This is a genomic window from Mesorhizobium sp. P2_B11 (genome assembly GCF_056404855.1).
The window spans coordinates 330,391-349,476 of record NZ_JBFUDF010000008.1 but is presented as its reverse complement, the minus strand read 5'-3'; the positions used below and the strand labels follow the sequence as shown (position 1 = coordinate 349,476).

The 19,086-nt window shown below is 63.4% G+C and carries 15 protein-coding genes; 4 read left to right on the top strand and 11 right to left on the bottom strand.

What is annotated here, in order from left to right; genetic code table 11:
- Positions 1-20 precede the first annotated feature (20 nt).
- The 4 genes from AC1DYJ_RS26565 (at position 21) to AC1DYJ_RS26550 (ending at position 7,234) form a co-directional block, all read left to right on the top strand.
- Positions 21-827, top strand: coding sequence for a DUF2189 domain-containing protein (locus tag AC1DYJ_RS26565; protein ID WP_477284936.1), 807 nt, complete (start codon positions 21-23; stop codon positions 825-827).
- A gap of 5 nt (positions 828-832) precedes the next feature.
- Entirely contained in the window at positions 833-3,115 is a 2,283-nt protein-coding gene (locus AC1DYJ_RS26560; RefSeq protein ID WP_477284938.1) for a cation-translocating P-type ATPase, read from the top strand.
- Complete coding sequence (ccoS, locus tag AC1DYJ_RS26555) at positions 3,112-3,267, top strand: cbb3-type cytochrome oxidase assembly protein CcoS (protein ID WP_477284940.1); 156 nt, start codon at positions 3,112-3,114, stop codon at positions 3,265-3,267. Before AC1DYJ_RS26560 ends, ccoS begins: the two co-directional genes overlap by 4 nt.
- A gap of 592 nt (positions 3,268-3,859) precedes the next feature.
- Entirely contained in the window at positions 3,860-7,234 is a 3,375-nt protein-coding gene (locus AC1DYJ_RS26550) for an adenylate/guanylate cyclase domain-containing protein (RefSeq protein WP_477284942.1), read from the top strand.
- A 415-nt stretch (positions 7,235-7,649) separates the two neighbouring features.
- Here the strand turns inward: AC1DYJ_RS26550 and AC1DYJ_RS26545 are convergent, their stop codons facing one another.
- From AC1DYJ_RS26545 to msuE, 11 genes are all read right to left on the bottom strand, one after another.
- Positions 7,650-8,156 (bottom strand): flavin reductase family protein, encoded by a 507-nt coding sequence (locus AC1DYJ_RS26545; RefSeq protein WP_477284944.1) that lies wholly within the window; start codon positions 8,154-8,156, stop codon positions 7,650-7,652.
- 27 nt (positions 8,157-8,183) lie between these two features.
- Positions 8,184-9,599 carry an FAD/NAD(P)-binding protein gene (locus AC1DYJ_RS26540; RefSeq protein ID WP_477426301.1) on the bottom strand — a complete coding sequence of 472 codons (1,416 nt, stop codon included), beginning with the start codon at positions 9,597-9,599 and terminating at the stop codon, positions 8,184-8,186.
- Positions 9,600-9,610: 11 nt separating this feature from the next.
- On the bottom strand, positions 9,611-10,786 hold the full coding sequence (gene ssuD / locus AC1DYJ_RS26535; protein WP_477284948.1) for an FMNH2-dependent alkanesulfonate monooxygenase: 1,176 nt from the start codon (positions 10,784-10,786) through the stop codon (positions 9,611-9,613).
- A 33-nt stretch (positions 10,787-10,819) separates the two neighbouring features.
- Positions 10,820-12,067 (bottom strand): SfnB family sulfur acquisition oxidoreductase, encoded by a 1,248-nt coding sequence (locus AC1DYJ_RS26530; protein WP_477284950.1) that lies wholly within the window; start codon positions 12,065-12,067, stop codon positions 10,820-10,822.
- The gene (locus tag AC1DYJ_RS26525) at positions 12,064-12,855 is read right to left on the bottom strand and encodes an ABC transporter ATP-binding protein (RefSeq protein ID WP_477284952.1); all 792 of its coding nucleotides are present in this window, start codon (positions 12,853-12,855) and stop codon (positions 12,064-12,066) included. Before AC1DYJ_RS26525 ends, AC1DYJ_RS26530 begins: the two co-directional genes overlap by 4 nt.
- A 65-nt stretch (positions 12,856-12,920) precedes the next feature.
- Complete coding sequence (locus AC1DYJ_RS26520) at positions 12,921-14,252, bottom strand: ABC transporter substrate-binding protein (RefSeq protein WP_352536716.1); 1,332 nt, start codon at positions 14,250-14,252, stop codon at positions 12,921-12,923.
- A gap of 50 nt (positions 14,253-14,302) precedes the next feature.
- Positions 14,303-15,352, bottom strand: coding sequence for a branched-chain amino acid ABC transporter permease (locus AC1DYJ_RS26515; protein ID WP_477284954.1), 1,050 nt, complete (start codon positions 15,350-15,352; stop codon positions 14,303-14,305).
- Between the two features lie 3 nt (positions 15,353-15,355).
- Positions 15,356-16,252, bottom strand: coding sequence for a branched-chain amino acid ABC transporter permease (locus AC1DYJ_RS26510; RefSeq protein ID WP_477284956.1), 897 nt, complete (start codon positions 16,250-16,252; stop codon positions 15,356-15,358).
- The gene (locus tag AC1DYJ_RS26505) at positions 16,252-17,154 is read right to left on the bottom strand and encodes an ABC transporter ATP-binding protein (RefSeq protein WP_477284958.1); all 903 of its coding nucleotides are present in this window, start codon (positions 17,152-17,154) and stop codon (positions 16,252-16,254) included. The genes AC1DYJ_RS26510 and AC1DYJ_RS26505 overlap by 1 nt, the downstream gene beginning before the upstream one ends.
- 50 nt (positions 17,155-17,204) lie before the next feature.
- The gene (sfnG, locus tag AC1DYJ_RS26500) at positions 17,205-18,305 is read right to left on the bottom strand and encodes a dimethylsulfone monooxygenase SfnG (protein ID WP_477284960.1); all 1,101 of its coding nucleotides are present in this window, start codon (positions 18,303-18,305) and stop codon (positions 17,205-17,207) included.
- Between the two features lie 24 nt (positions 18,306-18,329).
- Complete coding sequence (msuE, locus tag AC1DYJ_RS26495) at positions 18,330-18,899, bottom strand: FMN reductase (RefSeq protein ID WP_477284962.1); 570 nt, start codon at positions 18,897-18,899, stop codon at positions 18,330-18,332.
- Positions 18,900-19,086: the final 187 nt, after the last annotated feature.

The following is a 19,086-nucleotide window of genomic DNA, read 5'->3' as shown; positions in this document are numbered from 1 at the left end:
CGACAGGAAGGATCATGGGAATGAGTGATCTCCATCTGGCAACCGACGAAGAATTCGTCCGTGTCGCATCGCGTAACCGCGGTCTCCCGGCCAGCGCCGCGTTCGGCTGGCTGCGCGACGGCTGGCACGACCTGATGGCGACGCCGGCGCCCAGTCTCGCGTATGGGCTGGCAGTCTTTGCCGTGTCCGCCGTGATCGTCGGCGGGCTTTTCCTGTTTCGCCTCGACTACATCCTGTTTCCCGCCACTGCGGCCTTCATGGTGGTCGGCCCGCTGATCGCGGTCGGCCTCTACGAAAAAAGCCGAGCATTGGAACAGGGCAAAGCCGTCTCTCTTGCCAGGATGATTTTTGTGCGGCCGGCCTCAGGCGCCCAGATTCTCTTCGTCGGCTTCATCATGCTCGGCCTGGCGCTGTTGTGGATGCGTGCCGCGGTCATCATCTATGCGCTGTTCTTCGGCTGGCGGCCATTTCTAGGTCTCGACCATCTTGCGCCGATGCTTTTCACCACCACCATCGGCTGGGCAATGTTGGCTGTCGGTACGGTGGTTGGCGGGGTGTTCGCGGCATTCTCCTTCGCCATCAGCGCCTTTTCGGTCCCCATGCTGCTTGACCGGCGAACGGATGCCTTTACCGCGATGGGCACCAGCATTTCGCTGGTCTGGAACAATCGGCCGGTGATGATCAGTTGGGGTGCGATCGTGCTGCTGCTGACCCTTGTTGGCCTTGGAACCGGACTGGTTGGATTGATCGTCACCTTTCCGCTGCTGGGGCATGCCACATGGCATGCCTACAGGACGATTTCGCTTGAGCCGGGGCCGAAGGAGTAGCGCTGATGAGCTGCTGCGCACCCGGGGCCGAGGCCGCCCTGGAGATCGGTCCGGCGGACCGGGTTTCCAGTCCGCGCGAAGAGCTTGTCCTGGTAAGCCGCAACCTCGGTGGCGGCCTTTACCAGGCCGACCTGTCGGTGCCCGAAATTCATTGTGCTTCCTGCATGGCCACAGTCGAACGCACTCTGTCTGCCTTGCCCGGTGTCGAATATGCCCGGGCCAACCTTTCGATGAAACGGACCATCGTGAAATGGCGCCCGATTGCCGATGAGGCCCCCGATCTCATTGGCGCGCTAAGAGCGGCGGGCTACGCCTCACATGTCTTCACCGCCGAAACCGACCAGCGCAGTCCCGAATATTCCCGGCTGATCAAGGCGCTCGCCGTCGCCGGCTTCTGCGCCATGAACATCATGCTGCTGTCGGTTTCGGTCTGGTCCGGAGCTGAAGGCGGAACCCGGCAGGCGTTTCACTGGATCTCCGCAGGGCTCGCCTCGCCGGCAATCGTCTATTCGGGACGAATATTCTTTTTCTCGGCCTGGACAGCCTTGCGAAGCGGCCGGACAAACATGGATGTGCCGATTTCCATCGGCGTGCTGATGGCGTTCGGGCTCAGCCTCTACGACACCATCCATGGTGGGCCGCATGCCTATTTCGACGCAGCGACATCGCTTCTGTTCTTCCTGCTCATCGGCCGCACGCTCGACCATGTGATGCGGGAAAAGGCGCGCTCGGCCGTGGCGGGGCTTGCGAGCCTCGCGCCGAGGGGGGCGATCGTGATGGATGCCGATGGCCGGCGCTATGTCCCGATCGCCGAGATCAGGCCGGGAACCTCCATCCTCATTGCCGCCGGCGACAGGGTCCCTGTCGACGGGATCGTCACGGAGGGCGCTTCTGAACTCGATTGTTCGGTCGTCACCGGAGAGACGGCACCCAGGCCCGCCATTGCGGGAACCCTGGTCCAGGCCGGGCTGCTCAATCTGACGGGGCCGCTGACGATAACAGCCGCAGCCGCGGCAAAGGATTCATTTCTGGCGGAAATGGTCAGAATGATGGAAGCCGCCGAAGGCGGCAGGGCGCACTATCGCAGGCTGGCGGATCGTGCCTCGGCGCTCTATTCGCCTGTCGTGCACTCCATCGCCTTGCTGTCCTTTCTGGGCTGGCTGTCCATCACCAGGGACTGGCACGCATCGGTTTCGATTGCCATCGCCGTGCTGATCATAACCTGCCCGTGCGCGCTCGGTCTTGCCGTCCCGATCGTGCAGGTCGTCGCCGCCCGGCGGCTCTTCGAAAAAGGCGTAATGGTAAGGGATGGTTCTGCTCTCGAGCGCCTCGCCGAAGTCGACAAGGTGCTGTTCGACAAGACCGGCACACTGACGCTCGGCCGGCCCCATCTCGTCAACAAGGCTGAAGTTGATCCCGGTGCGCTGGCGCTTGCGGCCAAAATGGCGGCGGGATCGAGGCATCCAATGTCCGTCGCGATTCTGGCCGCCGCACCGCAAGGCTCGGTTGGAGCGACCCCGATGAACAGCCTCGCCGAATACCCCGGCCGCGGCCTCGAAGCCAGGACGGGAACCACCATCTACCGCCTGGGTCGACCGGACTGGGCGCTCGGTCGCAAAATGCCGGAAGGCGCGGACGGCTGGTTTTCTGTGTCGCTGCTGGTCCAGAACGGGCAGCAACTGGCACGGTTGATATTTGAAGACACCATACGAGGCGGCGCACGTTCGACGATCGATCGATTGCGCCGGCAGGGCCTCAGTGTCGGGATCCTGTCCGGTGACCGCCAATCTGCCGTGGCCAATCTGGCTTCGAACCTCGGCGTCGATGATTTCACGGCGGAAATGCTTCCATCCGACAAGGTTGAGCGGATCGCGGCTCTCACCGCTGCCCACTCCAGGGTGTTGATGGTGGGAGACGGGCTGAACGACGCGCCGGCGCTGGCGGCCGCGCACGTCTCCATGGCTCCTGCGACCGCCGCCGATGTCGGCCGCAATGCAGCCGACTTCGTGTTCCTGAAGGAAAGCCTTGCGAGCGTCGCCGATGCCTACGAGATTTCGCGCAACGCCGGAAAGCTGATCCGGCAAAACTTTGCCCTGGCAGTCGGCTACAACGCCATTGCGGTGCCTTTTGCCGTCTGTGGCTACATCACGCCGCTCGTGGCGGCGGGCGCGATGTCGCTCTCGTCTGTGTTGGTGGTGGCCAATGCCATGCGTCTGGGTTACCGCGCGCCTTTCAGGCGCGGGGCGTCAGGCCTGGCTTCCGCCCAGACATTGAAGGCGGCGACATGAGCTATCTGGCTTTCCTTGTCCCCGTCGCAATCCTGCTCGGCCTGCTGGGTCTGGCGGCTTTCATGTGGACATTGCGAAATGAGCAGTACGAGGATCTGGACGGGGCTGCGGCACGTATCCTGATGGACGACGATCTGGACGCGCCCAGGTAGTCGTCTTCATACTTCTCCTCGCCACAGAGTTCAGAACCCGCCTAATTGTACGTCGTTGCCCCCGATTACCGCACGCATCGTTGCAGGGTCTTTCGAGACCGGGAGGGTTGAGCTACGTGTGACAGGCGCCATCGATGAAACGGAGAAAATTGATGAACGGGCCCAAAACCATTTCACACAAAAGGCAGAGACTTACCCGATAACGCTAAATTCAAACTCAAAGAATCAAGCATAAATCACTGATTTGTAACAAGTTGGTGGGCCCGGCGGGTATATCAAAACGTTGATTTGTTGAGTTTTTCGTGGGCCAAAATCAGAAATCTTCCCGTATCGTTCCGCACGGTCCCGTGACGCCATACAGTCGACTTTAGCAAACATCATTTGCGAACGGGCAGAGCGATGCTCCAGAGTGGCCGCAGTTGGGGCCGGAAGCGGCCCGACCGGTTCTGGTAGGAACGCGTGAGGATGCAGATATTCAATCCGGTGGGTCGGAAGTCTCAAACTGACCCGAACCGGTCATTCAAAACCCGGTCCTAGACAGGCTGTCTCCCCTGGTGGATCATGCGTGGGTAGGCAAGCCAGGGGCGCCACCATGGACGTTGGAGGTTGGCTGCGGAGGCTTGGCCTTGAACAGTATGAGGCCTCCTTCCGCGAGAATAAGATCGACGACACGGTCCTGCCGAGGTTGACGGCCGAGGACTTGAAGGATCTTGGTGTCGGATTTGTCGGACATCGTCGTAAGCTGCTCGACGCCATCGCAGCCTTGCGCGCTCAAGTAAGCGCACCAACATCGCTGTTATCCGATGCGCCTCAGGCAATCGACAACGCCGCGAAAGACACCGCCGAGCGCCGCCAGGTCACCGTGATGTTCTCGGACCTTGTCGGCTCGACTGCACTCTCCGCGCGAATGGACCCTGAGGATTTGCGTGAGGTGATTGCGGCCTATCAGAAGTGCGTTGCCGAGGCCGTGCGTCGCTTTGGCGGGTTTGTGGCTAAATACATGGGCGACGGCGTGCTGGTGTATTTTGGCTATCCGAAAGCGCATGAGGACGACGCAGAGCGAGCCGTGCGCGCGGGGCTGGCGGTCGTTGATTCGATCGCAAGGCTCGCGACCCCGGCACAAGCGGCGCTGGCGATACGTGTCGGCATCGCAACGGGGCTGGTGGTGGTGGGCGACCTCATCGGCGAAGGAGCGGCGCAGGAGGAAGCGGTGGTCGGCGAGTCGCCAAACTTAGCGGCCCGGCTGCAAGCATTGGCGGCGCCCGGCCAGATCGTGATCCCGCTCGCGACGCGCCAACTACTCGGTGGGCTGTTCGAGTTCACCGACCTGGGTCTGCACGACCTGAAAGGGTTCGACGCCCCGATCCGCGCGTGGCGCGTGCTTCGCGAGAGTACCGCCGAGACCCGGTTCGAAGCGCGCGCGACGAGCGGCCTCGCCCCCACTGTTGGGCGCGAGCACGAGCTTGCTCTGCTCGCGGAGCTCTGGGGCAAGGCCGCGTCCGGCGAGGGGCAGGTGGTCCTGCTCTCCGGCGAGCCCGGCATCGGCAAGTCGCACCTGATTCAGGCGCTCCGCGAGCGCCTGCGGGACCGGCCGCACATCCGCATCCGCTGCCAGTGCTCGCCGTTCCACGCAAATAGCGCCCTTCGCCCGTCGATTATCCAGCTCACCCGCGCGGCTGGCTTCCATCCAGACGATTCGCCGAGCGTAAAACTCGACAAGCTAGAGCGTCTCTTGGCACGGTCCACAGACAAGGTCCGGGAAGTCGCCCCTTTGTTGTCGGCGTTTCTTTCGCTTCCGGTAGGCAACCGCTACGCACCCCTGAACCTCAGCCCTCAGCGCCAGAAGGAGCTGATCCTCGATGCTCTGGCCCGACAGCTTATTGGCTTAGCGGCCCGCCAGCCCGTGCTGATGGTTTTCGAGGATATCCACTGGATCGATCCAACTTCGCTAGAGCTTCTCGACCGATTGGTCCAGCAGATCCCCCGCCTTGCGGTACTGGCGATCTTCAGTTTCCGCCCTGAGTTCGAGCCGCGGTGGATCGATCACCCGCAAGTCACCTCGCTCGCGCTGAACCGCTTAAGCCGCCGACAGGGCGCGGCCCTGGTGGAGCGGTTGACCGGGGGCAAGGCGCTGCCGGGCGGGTTGCTAGAGCAGATGGTGGCCAAGACAGACGGCGTGCCCCTGTTCCTCGAGGAGGTGACCAAGGCCGTAATTGAATCTGACGTGCTGACCGATGAAGGCGACCGTTACGCACTCTCGGGCCCGCTGCCACCATTGGCGATCCCGGCAACCCTGCAGGATTCTCTGCTGGCGCGGCTCGATCGGCTAATGACGCCAGCGCGGGAGGTCGCGCAGATTGGCGCCGCCATCGGCCGCGAATTTTCTTATGAGCTGCTGGCGGCGGTCGCGCAACGCGAGGAACGGGAACTGCATGGCGCACTCGACCAACTAATCAGCGCCGAACTCGTGATCGCGCGCGGTCGGCCGCCGCACGCGACGTGCATCTTCAAGCACGCGTTGGTGGGAGATGCCGCCTATTCCACCTTGTTGCGCAGTCGCCGCCAGCAGCTGCACACCCGGATCGCCCACGCGCTCGAGCAGCATTTCGGCGAGGTCGTCGAACACGAGCCCGAGATCGTGGCTCAGCACTATACGGCTGCAGGCCTCTCCCTTCAGGCCATCAGCTATTGGCAGCGCGCGGGAGAGAGCGCCAACGACCGTTCGGCCAACGATGAGGCCCAGAGCCATCTGCAGAAAGCGCTGAACTTAATCGAAACGCTCCCCGCAGGCCCAGAGCGCAAGCGACGGGAGCTCGCAGCGCTAACGGTGCTCGGCCGCGTGCTCACCGCCAAGAATGGCTACGCAAATGCCGAGGTCGAGCCGATTTATTCTCGCGCGCGCCGCCTCTGCGAGGTGATGTCAGAAGATGCGGTTGTCTTCCCGGTTCTGCTCGGCCTGGCCATCTACTCGGCCACGCGCGCCGAACTCACGGCGGCGCACGAGCTGAGCGGACGGCTTCTCGACCTTGCCCTGCAGAGTAACGATCCCGTGTGGGTGGTCGAAGCCCATTATGCTCGGGGGGTCAGCTGTTCTTGGCGCGGCGACTTCAGGGAGGCACGGAAACATCTAGAGCTGGCCTCCGAAGCGTATCGCCCACAGCGACATCGAGCTCATCTCGCCCTCTACGGCCAGGATCCCGGACCGATTTGCTTATGTCGTGGGTCAGCGGTGCTTTGGCACCTCGGCTACCCCGACCAGGCGCTGACCCGGATGGAAGACGCCCTTGTCTTGGCCGAGCGATTGGCGCACCCCTTCAGCCGCGCTTACGTGCTGGTATGGGCAGCGTGGTTACGAATTTTCCGACGCGAGGTGGCCGAAGCCGAGGAGCGGATCAACCGTGCGCTCACTTTCGCGACCGAGCAGGCCTATCCCTTCTGGGTTTCCATGGCCGCCCAGCAGAAGGGATGGCTCTCGGCGAAGCAGGGCCAGAAGGAGCGAGCGATCGCCCAAATTGAGGATAGCCTGGCCCGGATGCAGGCCGTCGGAACGCAAGTGACGCAGGCGTACACAATGGGATTCCTCGGGGAGGTGCTCGGGAGTGTCAATCGCGCGTCGGACGGCGTGCGCCTGATCGATCGGGCTCTCGACCAGGTGAGCCGGACCCGCGAGCAGTGGTGCGACGCCGAATTGCTGCGGCTCCGAGGTGCTATATTGGCTGCCGCGGAACCAAGCGATCGCCACGAGGCTGAAATCTCGTTCCGCCAAGCGATCGAACGGTCTCGCAAGCAAGGTGCCAAATCCTGGGAGCTGCGCGCCGCCACATCGCTTGCGCGCCTTTTGGCCGAACAGGGCAAGCGCGCCGAGGCGCACGACCTGCTCGCGCCGACCTACGGCTGGTTCACCGAAGGCTTCGACACGCTCGATTTGAAAGAGGCTAAGACCTTGCTCGACAAGCTGCGGGCATGATGACGCACATGCCAGCCATGCAATGTCCGGTCCCGGCGCGACCACGACCGCCAGCGTGGTCAACCGCAATGTCTGCTTCCAGGCGGAGGCAAAGTTCGCCTCGATGACCGATATAGGCGCAAAGCTGCCATTCGGTAGAAGATAAATACGGTGGGCGAGTGGCTGGATCGGCTTCTTGAATCAATTTGGGCTAACCGCTTCGTAACCAATTGATAAATAACGATTATGTTAGCCTCTGAGGGCGGGTGAGAACTATTGATTTCATTGGCTATTTCGTGGGCCAAAATCAGAAGGTTTCCCGCACCGTTCTGTATGGTCCAGCGAACCAGAAAAACGCGCCGTGTGTTTTCGCAAGACTCGAAAGTTTGGATTGTCCAGACGATCTCTACTCAAAGCGAACGATCGACGCCGGCACTCACGACGATCCATATGCGCCATGATGGTAGATCAGTGCTGGACCTGGCTCGCCGATCACCACATGCCGTACGGTGCCGAGGATCAGCGCGTGGCTGTGGCGAACAATGGTGTCCTCTACGGTGCAGTCGACCGCGGCAAGTGCGCCTTCAAGTGCCAGTGCGCCGGTCGCGTGGCTGGACCAGCGAGCGCCCTCGTAACGCGCCTGCCCCTTGAGGCCGCCGCGTCCGGCAAAACGGTCGGCAATCGCAATCTGGTCGGCACGCAGCACATTCACGCAGAAATGCCGGTGCCGGTTGATGGCCGTCCATGTCGATGAGCTCAGGTTGATGCTGACGACCATCACCTCCGGTTCGACCGACAAGGAGTGGGCGGTGGTGACGGTCGCTCCCGTCCGCTCGTCGCCGACACCTGCGGTGACCACGGAGACGGCTCCGGCCAGATGTCGCATCGCAAATTTCAGCGGGATCCGGGTTTCATCAAGGAGAATGCGTTCGGTCAGAGTCATCTGGATAGCCTCATCGTGTTTGCGGCGTCACGACGCCTTGCGACGCAACGTCGTTTGGTATCCCAACCATTGGTGAATTTCGGCAGCGATGCCCTCGGCATGCGCGGTGACTTCGGGAATTCCCATCAGTTCGCCGACGCTGCCGCGCGCCAGTGGCCCACTGACGAAAATATTGTCAGCCGGCTGACCTGACGCGCCGACCGCGCGGCCCTGTCCGTCGGTCTCCAGACCAAGGCCGGTCGGGTCAAGACGGACCAAGCCCCGATGTCCAAGGGTGGCAATCGCCGTGTTGGTGCGAAGAATGTCAGCATGCGCCGGGCCGGTCGTCACAATCACGCTGTCGAACGCTTCGACGATGCGGCTGTGTTGGCGCCTTGGCCGCAGCGTGACGCGGATACGCCCGCCGGCCTCTTCGGCCGCGACAATCGATGCGGCGCGATAAGCGAGCGTGCCCTCGGCAAGACGACGATCCAGCACGGCCGCTACCTGCGGCGCGACGCGGAAGCGATGCACGTCCCAGAGCGCGCGAAGATGGCGCACCACGCGGCGTTGCTCGGCGAGCGGCAAGGCCTGCCAGATCGCCTGCCCCTGACGCCGGACAGCGTCGAGGATGGGATACCAGTCTTCGCCCTGTCGCGTCGCTGCCGCGATCGTGGCCCGGATGCGCCGGAGCAGCTCTGTCGCACTGCGCGAAGGCAGGCTGGTGAAGTCGCCAATCGGATCGCCCTGCATCGCGGCCTGCACATGCGAGCGATAGCCATGGCGCGACAGTGCTGTGATGCGGCCGCGATGACCTCTGCGATCGAGCGTTGCAATGACGTCCGCCGAGGTCAGACCGGTGCCGACGATGAGAACATGGTCGTCGCGCCCAATCGCCTGCAGCCGTTCGAGATCGTAGGGATTGGCCACCAGTCCGGCAGCGGCGGCTACGCTGCGCAGCGGTACCGGCAGGGCCGGCAATGGATGCGTCGCCGCGATCACCACGGCGTCGGCGGCAAGCGTTGCGCCATCGGACAGGACGAGCCTGTAGCCCTCACCACTGCGCTCGACCGACGCAACTTCGGCCCTGACATGGCGGATCGCCTTGCTTTGCAGGAAGGGCTGCAGGTGGGATTCGACATAGCGGCCGAAAACCCGACGCTGCGGGTAGATCGCGCCGCTGGCGGCGATGGCCTGCGTATCGTCCAGAATGGCGCCGGTCTGCTCCAGCCAGTCGGAAAAATGGCTGGCCTCGGTGGAGATCAACGTCATCCTGGATGCTCGCACGTTGATGCGGTGAGAAGGATCGGCCGTCGAATAGGCCAACCCATGGCCGAGCGCCTCGCGCGGTTCGACGACCACGATATCGGCCACACCAGTCGGCAGCAGCCGCGCCAGGTGAAAGGCGGTTGCGGCACCGGAAAAGCCGCCGCCAATGACGGCGACCGCCGGTTTCCTGGCCATTTGGGAAGCGCTCAAGATTGGCTCGCGCGCAGAGCCGACGGTCGATGATCGCCGGCCACGGTTTCGCCGAACGGCCCCATGTTCACATTCGTCGGCCGCGTCGAGATTTCATGATCGAGCGGCAACAGCGGCAGCACGAGTTCGCCGAAGCGATAGGCCTCTTCCAGATGCGGATAACCGGACAGGATGAAGGTATCGATGCCGATGCGCCGGTATTCGTCGATCCGCTCCGCCACGGTCGCCGCATCGCCGACCAAAGCGGTGCCGGCGCCGCCGCGCACGAGGCCGACGCCAGCCCACAGGTTCGGGCTGATTTCGAGCTTGTCGCGGCTGCCGCCATGCAACCGGCTCATGCGCGACTGGCCGACCGAATCCATACGCGCGAAAACCTTTTGGGCCTCGGCAATCGTCTTGTCATCGAGACGGCTGATCAGGCGATCTGCGTCCGCCCATGCCTCGTCATTGGTCTCACGGACGATGACATGCAATCGGATGCCAAAGCTCACTTCGCGGCCGGCTTTTTCGGCAAGGCCGCGCACATGCTCGACCTTGGCAGCCACGTCCGCCGGCGACTCGCCCCAGGTCAGGTACTTGTCGATCTGCTCGGCAGCGACCGCGTTGGCCGCCTCCGACGAGCCGCCGAAATAGAGCGGCGGATGCGGCGTCTGCACCGGCGGGAACAGCAGCCGGCCGTCCTCGATATGGAAATGCTTGCCCTCGAACGCGACGGTTTCGCCGCTGAGCACCGCCTTGTAGATATCGAGGAATTCCCGCGTCACCTCATAGCGCTCGTCATGGCTGAGGAAGATGCCGTCGCCCTTGTTCTCGACCGGGTCGCCGCCGGTGACCACATTGATCAGCAGACGCCCGCCGGAAATGCGGTCGAGCGTCGAGGTCATGCGCGCCGCGAGCGTCGGCGACTGCAGCCCTGGCCGCACCGCGACGAGGAAGCGCAGCCGCTGCGTCAGCGGCGCCAGCGCCGATGCCACCACCCAGCTGTCCTCGCAACTGCGCCCGGTCGGCAGCAGCGCGCCGTAGTAGCCGATGGCGTCGGCAGCCTTGGCGACCTGGGTGAGATAAGGCAGATCGACCGCCCTGCCCCCCTCGGAGGTGCCGAGATAGCGGCTGTCGCCATGGGTCGGGAGAAACCACAGGACCTTGATCCTGTCGGGAGTGGCAGTGCTCATGGAGAGTCCTTTGTGACTTTGCGACGTTCCCGCTCAGCTCCAGGCGTGGAGCGGCGGATTGACCTCGTTCAGGTAGTAATTGCCGAGGATCGCGTATTTCCAGCGGACCGGATCGTGCAGCGTGTGGGTGCGGGCATTGCGCCAGTGACGGTCGAGATTGTGCTCGGCCAGTGTGGATCGTGTGCCGGCGAGTTCGAACAGTTTGTTGGTGGCGTTGATGGCGATCTCGGTGGTGAGGATCTTTGATTCGGCAACCGCGATCTGCGCTTGCGCGACCGTCTTCTCGTTGGGGTCGGCCACGGCGCGATCGACCGCAAGCCCGGCCTTTTCCAGCACCGCCTCGGCCGCATTGGCGCGCAGGCGAAGGTCGCCGATCGCCTGGATGGTGTAGGGATCCTGCCAGGCATGATCGACGCCGCTGTCGATCCACGCGCGCGACTTGGTGCGCACGAAGCTGACCGTCTCGTCGATCGCCGCCTTGGCGATGCCGAGATCGACCGCGGCCTGGATGATCTGGAAGATGGGGCCGTCGGCCGTCGGCCGGTCATAACCCTTGTAGCCGGGGACGAGATGCGTCTTCGGCACCTTCACATTGTCGAGCAGGACGGTGCCGGAGAGCGTCGTCTTCTGGCCGAAGCTCGACCAGTCGTCGATGACGGTCAGCCCGGGCGCGCCGCGATCGGCGATGGCGTACCAGGCGCGGCCCTCGTCATCGAGCGCCACGATCGGCACCAGATGGGCAAGCAGCGCGCCGCTCGAATAGAATTTCTGGCCGTTGACGACGACATGGTCGCCGGCATCGACGAACTTCGTCGCGAAATCCGCCGCCCGCTTGGAGCCGAACTCCGAGAACGCATTGCCGAAACGCGTGCCGGACAGCGCCTCGGCAAAGAGCAGCTTTTTCTGCGCCTCGTCCGAGACGGTGCGGATGGCGGCGACGACGCCGAGATGGTTCTGCGGTATCTGGCCGAGCGACGGATCGGCCGCCGAGATGATGGTGATCACCTTCGACAGCGTCACATAGGAGACCTCGGGTCCGCCATAGGCCTTCGGCACATTGATCGACCACAGGCCGCTCTGTGAAAACGCATCCAGCTCTTCCTTCGGCCAGATGCGCTCGCGGTCCCGCTTCGAGGCTTCCCTGGCGAATTCAACCGCCAGTTTTTCTGCGATCGCGATCGCCTCGGCATCTGTCTTGATGACATGCGCCTTGGCCGACGGGCGCTCGACCGGAGGCACGGCGACGCGCGCGTCGGACGGCTGCTTGGATTGGATGGTCATGCTGCTGTCTCCTGGGGAAAGTGTTGCAATGGCAGCGGCGCGCCGCCGAGATAGTAGGTCTTGATATCGTCGCGCTGGCGCAGGTCGGCAGCCGACCCTTCCAGCACGCTTTTTCCGTTTTCGAGCACGGTGGCGCGGTCGGCATATTTCAGTGCCACCGCCGAATTCTGCTCGGCGACAAGGATCGAAAGACCTTCGTCCCGATTGAGACGCTTCAAAGCGCTGAAAATCTCGTCGACGATCAGCGGCGCCAGCCCCATCGAGGGCTCATCGAGCACGAAGAGTTTCGGCCGCGACATCAGCCCGCGACCGATCGCGGTCATCTGCTGCTCGCCGCCGGAGGTGAGGCCGGACCGCGTGCGTCGCTTTTCGGCGAGCCTGGGGAACAATGCATAGACACGCTCAAGATCGGCCTTGACGCCGGTGCGCGAGGACGAGCGTCCCAACGCGCCGGTCAGAAGGTTTTCCTCGACCGTCAGCGAGCGGAAACAGTGCCGGCCCTCGAGAACCTGGACCAGGCCCTTGCGGACGAGGTGCGAGGGACTTGCCCTGGAAACATCCTCGCCGTCGAAAATGATCTGGCCCGCGGTAACGGTGCCGCGCTCGGCCGGCAGAAGATTGGATGCGGCGCGCAACAGCGTCGTCTTGCCGGCGCCATTGGAGCCGAGCAGCGCGACGATCTCGCCTTTGCCCACCGTCAGGTCGACGCCGTGCAGGGCGGCGATGGCGCCGTTGTAGACGGCCTCGACGCGGCTGACCGACAGGATCGGATTTTCCGGGCTGGACATCGATAACTCCGCTGCGAAGATGGATGGCACGGCCGGCCCGTGGGCCGGCCGCGAGATCGTCAAACTCAGTTGCTGACCACCGCATCGGCGTCTTCGGCCGTGCGGATCTTGAGGCCCTTTTCCTTGGCATAGGCCTCGGACGACTTCTCGATGATCGGGCGCAGCAGCTTCCAGTCCGGCGCGATCCAGTCGGACACGACGTTCCACTTCTTGCCGTCCCACTGCTGGAAGGTCACGTAGCCGTCACCCTCGTGATTGTCCCAGGAGACGTTGATCGAGTGGAACAGGTCCTTGGCGCCGAGCGCCTCGACGCGCGCCGGGTCGAGCTTGAGGTGTTCGAAGCCCCAGCGGACCTCATCGCCGGTCAGCGTGCGATTGCCGAACTTGGCCTGCGCAATGCGGATGGCTTCGACATTGAGGATGCCGTTGACGATGCCGAGATTGTGGTAGACCGAGCCGATGCGGCTCTTGTCCTCGAGGTTGCCCTTGCCGGCGTCGTAGACCGTCTTGACGATCTCCTTGACGACCGGATAGTCGGCGCCCGACGCCTGGGTGGTGATGGCGGTGTAGCCCTTGGCGGCGTCGCCGGCGGGGATGACGTCCTCTTCGGAATTGGACCAGACATTGCCGACGATGTGGTCGGCCGGGAAGCCGGTCTTCTGGGCGGTTTTGAGGGCGACCGGGTTCATAACGCCCCAGCCGCGCAGCACGACATAGTCGGGGTGCTCGCGACGGATCGTCAGCCACTGCGCCTGCTGCTCGTTGCCCGGATGCGGCACCTCGATCTGCGACAGCTCGAAGCCGTATTTCTGCGACAGCAGCTCATAGATCGGGATCGTCTCCTTGCCATAGGGCGAGCCGTGATAGAGCACGACGATCTTCTTGCCCTTGAGCTTGTCGAGGCCGCCCTCCTTGGAGGCGATGTAGTTCACGATGCCCGACGTCTCGCTGTAGGGGTTGAGCAGCAGCGGGAAGACGTAGGGGAACACGCGGCCGTCGGTGGTGTCGGTACGGCCGTGGTTGATGGTGATCAGCGGCACCTTGTCGTCGGTGATGCGGTCGATCATGGCGTAGGCGATGCCGACCGAGAGCGGGTTCCAGGCGGCGATGCCGGGATTGCTCTTCAGGCGCTCATAGACCTCGACGCCCTTCTCGACCTCATACTGCGTCTCGCCTTCGCTCCAGGTCAGCTTGACGCCATTGACGCCGCCGTCGCGGATGTTGATCAGGTTGAGGTAGTCGATAAAGCCGCCGAAGAAGCCGGTGCCGCCGGCGGCATAGGGGCCGACGCGGTAGCTCTGCAGTGGGAAATACTGTTCGTCGGCATGAACGGCCGTCGCGCCGAGCACGAAGGCGGTGGCGATCGCCGCTTTCTTGAGATGACTGAAGAAGGTCATGAGTTGCGTCTCCTGAGGTTTTGGGTCCGTGAGAGAATGTCGAGCGGCGCTCAGCTGGACCTTGAGCCGATCCGTCGTTTCAGGCGGTCGAAGAGGGCCGACAGCCCGTTCGGTTCCGCGATGAGGAAAATGATGATGAGGGCGCCGAGCACGATGCGCTGGCTCATGTCGAGCACACCCGAATCGAACAGGCCGCCGAACACGAAGGCGCCGAACCGGGACAGAAAAAGCGGAAAGACGACGATGAACGCTGCCCCGAGAAACGCGCCGCGTATCGAGGCCAGCCCACCTATGATGATGATGAACAGGATCTGGAACGAGCGGTCGAGATTGAACCCGGCCGGCTCGACGGTGCGCAGATAGGTGAAGGCCCACAACACGCCGGCGACGCCGATGATGAAGGACGAGATGGCGAACGCCAGCAGCTTGGTCCGCAGCACCGGCACGCCGATGACGCGGGCAGCCGTTTCGTTGTCACGTACGGCGATGAAGTTGCGGCCGGTGGCGCTGTTGACCAGGCGCCAGACCAACGCCGTCAGCACGATGACCGTTGTGACCGAGAGCAGGTATCGTCCGGTGGCGCCGTCGAGCGAAAACCCGGCGACGGCAAGGTGCGGCGCGGAAATCACCCCGGACGGATTGTCGTTGGAGAACCAGCCGAACTTGGTAAGCGCCCACTGCACGAAAAACTGGGCGGCGAGCGTCGAGACCGCGAGATAGAAGCCGCGCAGGCGCAGGCTCGGCAAGCCGAAGATGACGCCGATGCCGGCGGCCGAAATTCCCGCCAGGATCATGGTCGCCGCCAGCGGCAGTCCTTCGACCCGCAGGTTGAAATTGTAGGCGGCGAAGGCGCCGACCGCCATGAAGGCTGAGGAACCCAGCGAAAGCTGGCCGCAATAGCCGGTCAGCAAGTTGAGGCCGACCGCCGCCAGGCTGAGCGCCAGGAAAGGCAGCAGGATCGCCTCGACCAGATAGCTTGAGGCATAGGCCGGGATCAGGCCGTAGGCGACGACGATCGCCACGGCCGGCAAAGCGAACTTTCGGGCAAACTTGTGCCCGTCGATTGGAAGCCTTGCGGCATCGAGCGCTTGCACGGCCATCGGTCAGACCCTTTCGACGGTTTTCTGGCCAAACAGGCCGGAGGGGCGCACCAGCAACACGACCAGCGCCAGCGCATAGGCGAACCAGCCTTCGATGCCGCCGCCGACGAACGGGCCGAGATAGACCTCGGCAAGCTTTTCGCTGGCGCCGATGATTAGGCCGCCAACGATTGCGCCGAGGATGGAATCGAAGCCGCCAAGCACCAGCACCGGCAGCGCCTTCAGCACGATCAGCGACAGCGAGAACTGGACGCCGAGGCGGGCACCCCACAGCAATCCCGCGACCAGCGCCACGAAGCCCGCGGCCGTCCAGACCGTTCCCCAGATGCGGGGCAGGCGCAGTCCGACGGCAAGGGCCGCGAACTGATCGTCGGCGACGGCGCGAAATGCCAGGCCGATCCGGGTCCAGTAGAAGAAGGCGCTCAAGCCGGCGACCATCGCCGCGGCTATGCCGGCTGCCAGCAGGTCGAAGGACGAGATCAGGATGCCGCCGACCTCGAAGGGCGTGTCGTCGATGCCGAGGTCGAGCCCATGCACCTGCGTGCCCCAGATCAGCTGGGCAGCACCCTCGATGATGTAGGACAGGCCGAGCGTCGCCATGAACAGTGTCATCGGCGAGCGGTTGACCAGCGGCCTGAGCACGGTCCGCTCGATGGTGAAGCCGAGCGCAACCATGACCGCGAAGGTGATGAGCAGCGCAAGCGCAAACGGGATGCCGCGTTCGACCAGGCTGACGAAGGTGAGTGCTGCAAACAGCACCATCGACCCTTGCGCGAAATTCAGCACGCCCGACGTTTTGTAGATCAGCACGAAGCCGATGGCGACGAGCGAATACATGACGCCGGACAGCAAACCGCCGACCAGCACTTCGATGACGAAGAGAAAATCATAGTAGCTCATCAGATGCCCTCGCCGTCTTCGCCTTCGGCAGTGCCGAGATAGGCACGGATCACCTCTGGATCGGCGCGCACCTCGGCTGGCGTGCCGTCGGCGATCTTGCGGCCATAGTCGAGCACGGCGACGCGGTCGGAGAGGCCCATGACGACGCCGATATCGTGCTCGATCAGGATGATGGTGACGCCGTGCCGGTCGCGCGCGGCGCGCACGAACCCGGCCATCTCAGCCTTCTCGGTCGCCGTCATGCCGGCCATCGGCTCGTCGAGCAGCAGGATCTTCGGCTCGGCGACCAGCGCGCGCGCCAATTCGACCCGCTTCTGCAAGCCGTAGGGCAGCGTCGCGACCAAGCGATCGGCGACAGCCTCCAGATGCAGGAAGGCGATTGTCAGGTCGACCTTTTCGGCGATTCCCGCATCTTCGCGCCGGGCGCGCGGCAGGCCGGCAATATGCTCGACGAAACTAGCGCGCCTGGTGTGGACGCGGCCCGACGCGATGTTGTCGCGCACCGAAAGCCCGCCAAACAGCGCCAGGTTCTGGAAGGTGCGCGCGACGCCCAGGCGTGCCAGACGGCTCGCAGGCACACGGGAGAATGACTGGCCTGCGATCGCGATCTTGCCGTGGTCGGCGTGATAGAGGCCGCTGATGATGTTGATCAGCGAGGATTTGCCGGCGCCGTTGGGGCCGATCACCGCGCGGATCTCACCGCTTTTGACCTCGAGGTCGACGTCACTCAGCGCCGTGACGCCGCCAAAGGAAATACCGATGCCGGTCAGCGCCAGGATTGGATCGGCCTTTGCCGGCAGGAGCGCCGAGCGCGCATCCCCGAGAGGACCTGCGCCAGCAAGAATGCCGGAGATTTCGGGCGCACGCTCGTATGCGGCGGCTCCCAGCGAAGCACCAATCATGACACGTTCCTGATTTTGAAGGAGTGCGCGGCCCGCAGGCCGCGCCTGGCCTATTCCGCGGCGACAAGCTCCCTGTCGCGCGCGGCTTCCAGTTCGCGCACCAGCGGGATGACGTGTTTGCCGAAGAACTCGACCTCTTCCTGGAAATGCAGGAAGCCGAGCAGGATCAGGCTTGCGCCGGCATCCTTGAGCTTGAGGATGCGTTCAGCGATCTGTTCGGGCGTGCCGATGAGATTGCTGCGGAAACCGTCGTTGTATTGAACGAGATCCTCGAGGGACGACTTCGCCCAGTTGCCCTCGCCTTCCGGCGAAGCCTTGCCGGCATTCTTGACCTGGTCGGCAAAACCCTGGACCGCCTCGGGGTTGGCTTTGGCGACGATCTCGTCCAGCACCGCACGCGCTTCCTGCTCGGTCTCGCGAGCGATGGCGAAAGCGTTGACGCCGATCTTCACCTTGTGGCCATTGGCCCTCGCCTTGGCCTGGATGTCGTCGACCTGCTTTTTGATCTCTTCGGGCGTATTACCGTTGGTGAAATACCAATCGGACACACGCGAAGCCATGTCGCGCGCGGCGCGCGACGAACCGCCCTGGAAGATCTCCGGCTGCGGATCGATCGGCTTCGGCTTCATCGAGTAGTTGGTGAAGCGGTAGAAGTCGCCCTTCAACGTGAAATTGTCCTCGGTCCAGATGCCGCGCAAGGCGCGGATGAATTCCTCCGAGCGCCGGTAGCGCTCGTCATGGTCGAGCCACAATTCGCCAATGGCAGCAAACTCGCCGCGGAACCAGCCGCTGACGACATTGACGGCGACGCGGCCATTGGTCAGGTGATTGATGGTGGCGATCTGCTTCGCGGCCAGCGCCGGATTCCACGGGCCGGGCAGGATCGCCGCGATGACTTTCAGTGTCGTGGTCGCGGCCAGCAGTGCGTGGCTGAACGACACGGATTCGTGCTGGTTATCGGCGCCGTAGCCGGCCGTGAAGCGTATCTGGCTCAGCGCGTAATCGAAGCCGTTGGCCTCCGCGATCTGGGCGAGCTTGCGGTTATAGTCGATGTCCCAGCCGGTCCGCTGTTCGATGTTGGAGATGACCAGGCCGCCGGAGACGTTCGGAACCCAGTAGGCGAATTTCAGGCCGTCGGAATAAGACGTCATGTCGTTGTTCCCTTTTTCGTTGGCTCAGCCGACGCGCACTGCGACGGCAGCATTTGCATGGTTGGAATTGATCAGTAAAACCGCTTCGGATGCGGCCCGTGAAATGCGTTCGCGTATCGCCGCGCCAACGATTTCGGCGCCGACAAAATCGTCGGGCGCGCCATAGACGCCCGTCGGTACGGTGACGGCGCCAAAGAAGCTGAACAGCGGCCTGAGCTGATGCTCGAGCACGAGGCCATGGTAGGGGCTGCCACCGGTCGCCGCGAGAAGCACGGCCTTGCCGGTCAGCGCGCGATGATCGACAAGATCGAACAGGTGCTTGAGGGCGCCGGTATAGGAAGCCCTGTAGACGGGAGTCCCGACCACGAGCAGGTCGGCCTTTTCGACGCGTTGTACGATGGCTTCGCCAGACGGACCGAGCATACCCCGGGAAAGTCCGGCGAAAAGCGACGGCGCTGCCTCGGTGATTTCGATCAGGCCGGTATCCGACGGGATACGCGATGCGATCGCCTTGACCAGCGCATTCACCACCGCCGTGGTCCGCGACGGCGTGCTGACGCCGCCTGATATTCCCAAAACCGATAGCCGTGCCAATTCGTCAATCTCCCAAGCCCTGCAAGCGCATTAGGCCACTTTCAAACCGGGGCAGACGATATTCGACAAAATCTATAGAGATAAGGAATTACCTTCCGATTTTTCCGCAACGGTGAGAAAATCGGCGTTGCGCCGGTTACTCAACCGCAACTTTAGCTGATCCTGATGATAGGCCTCAACTCAGGGT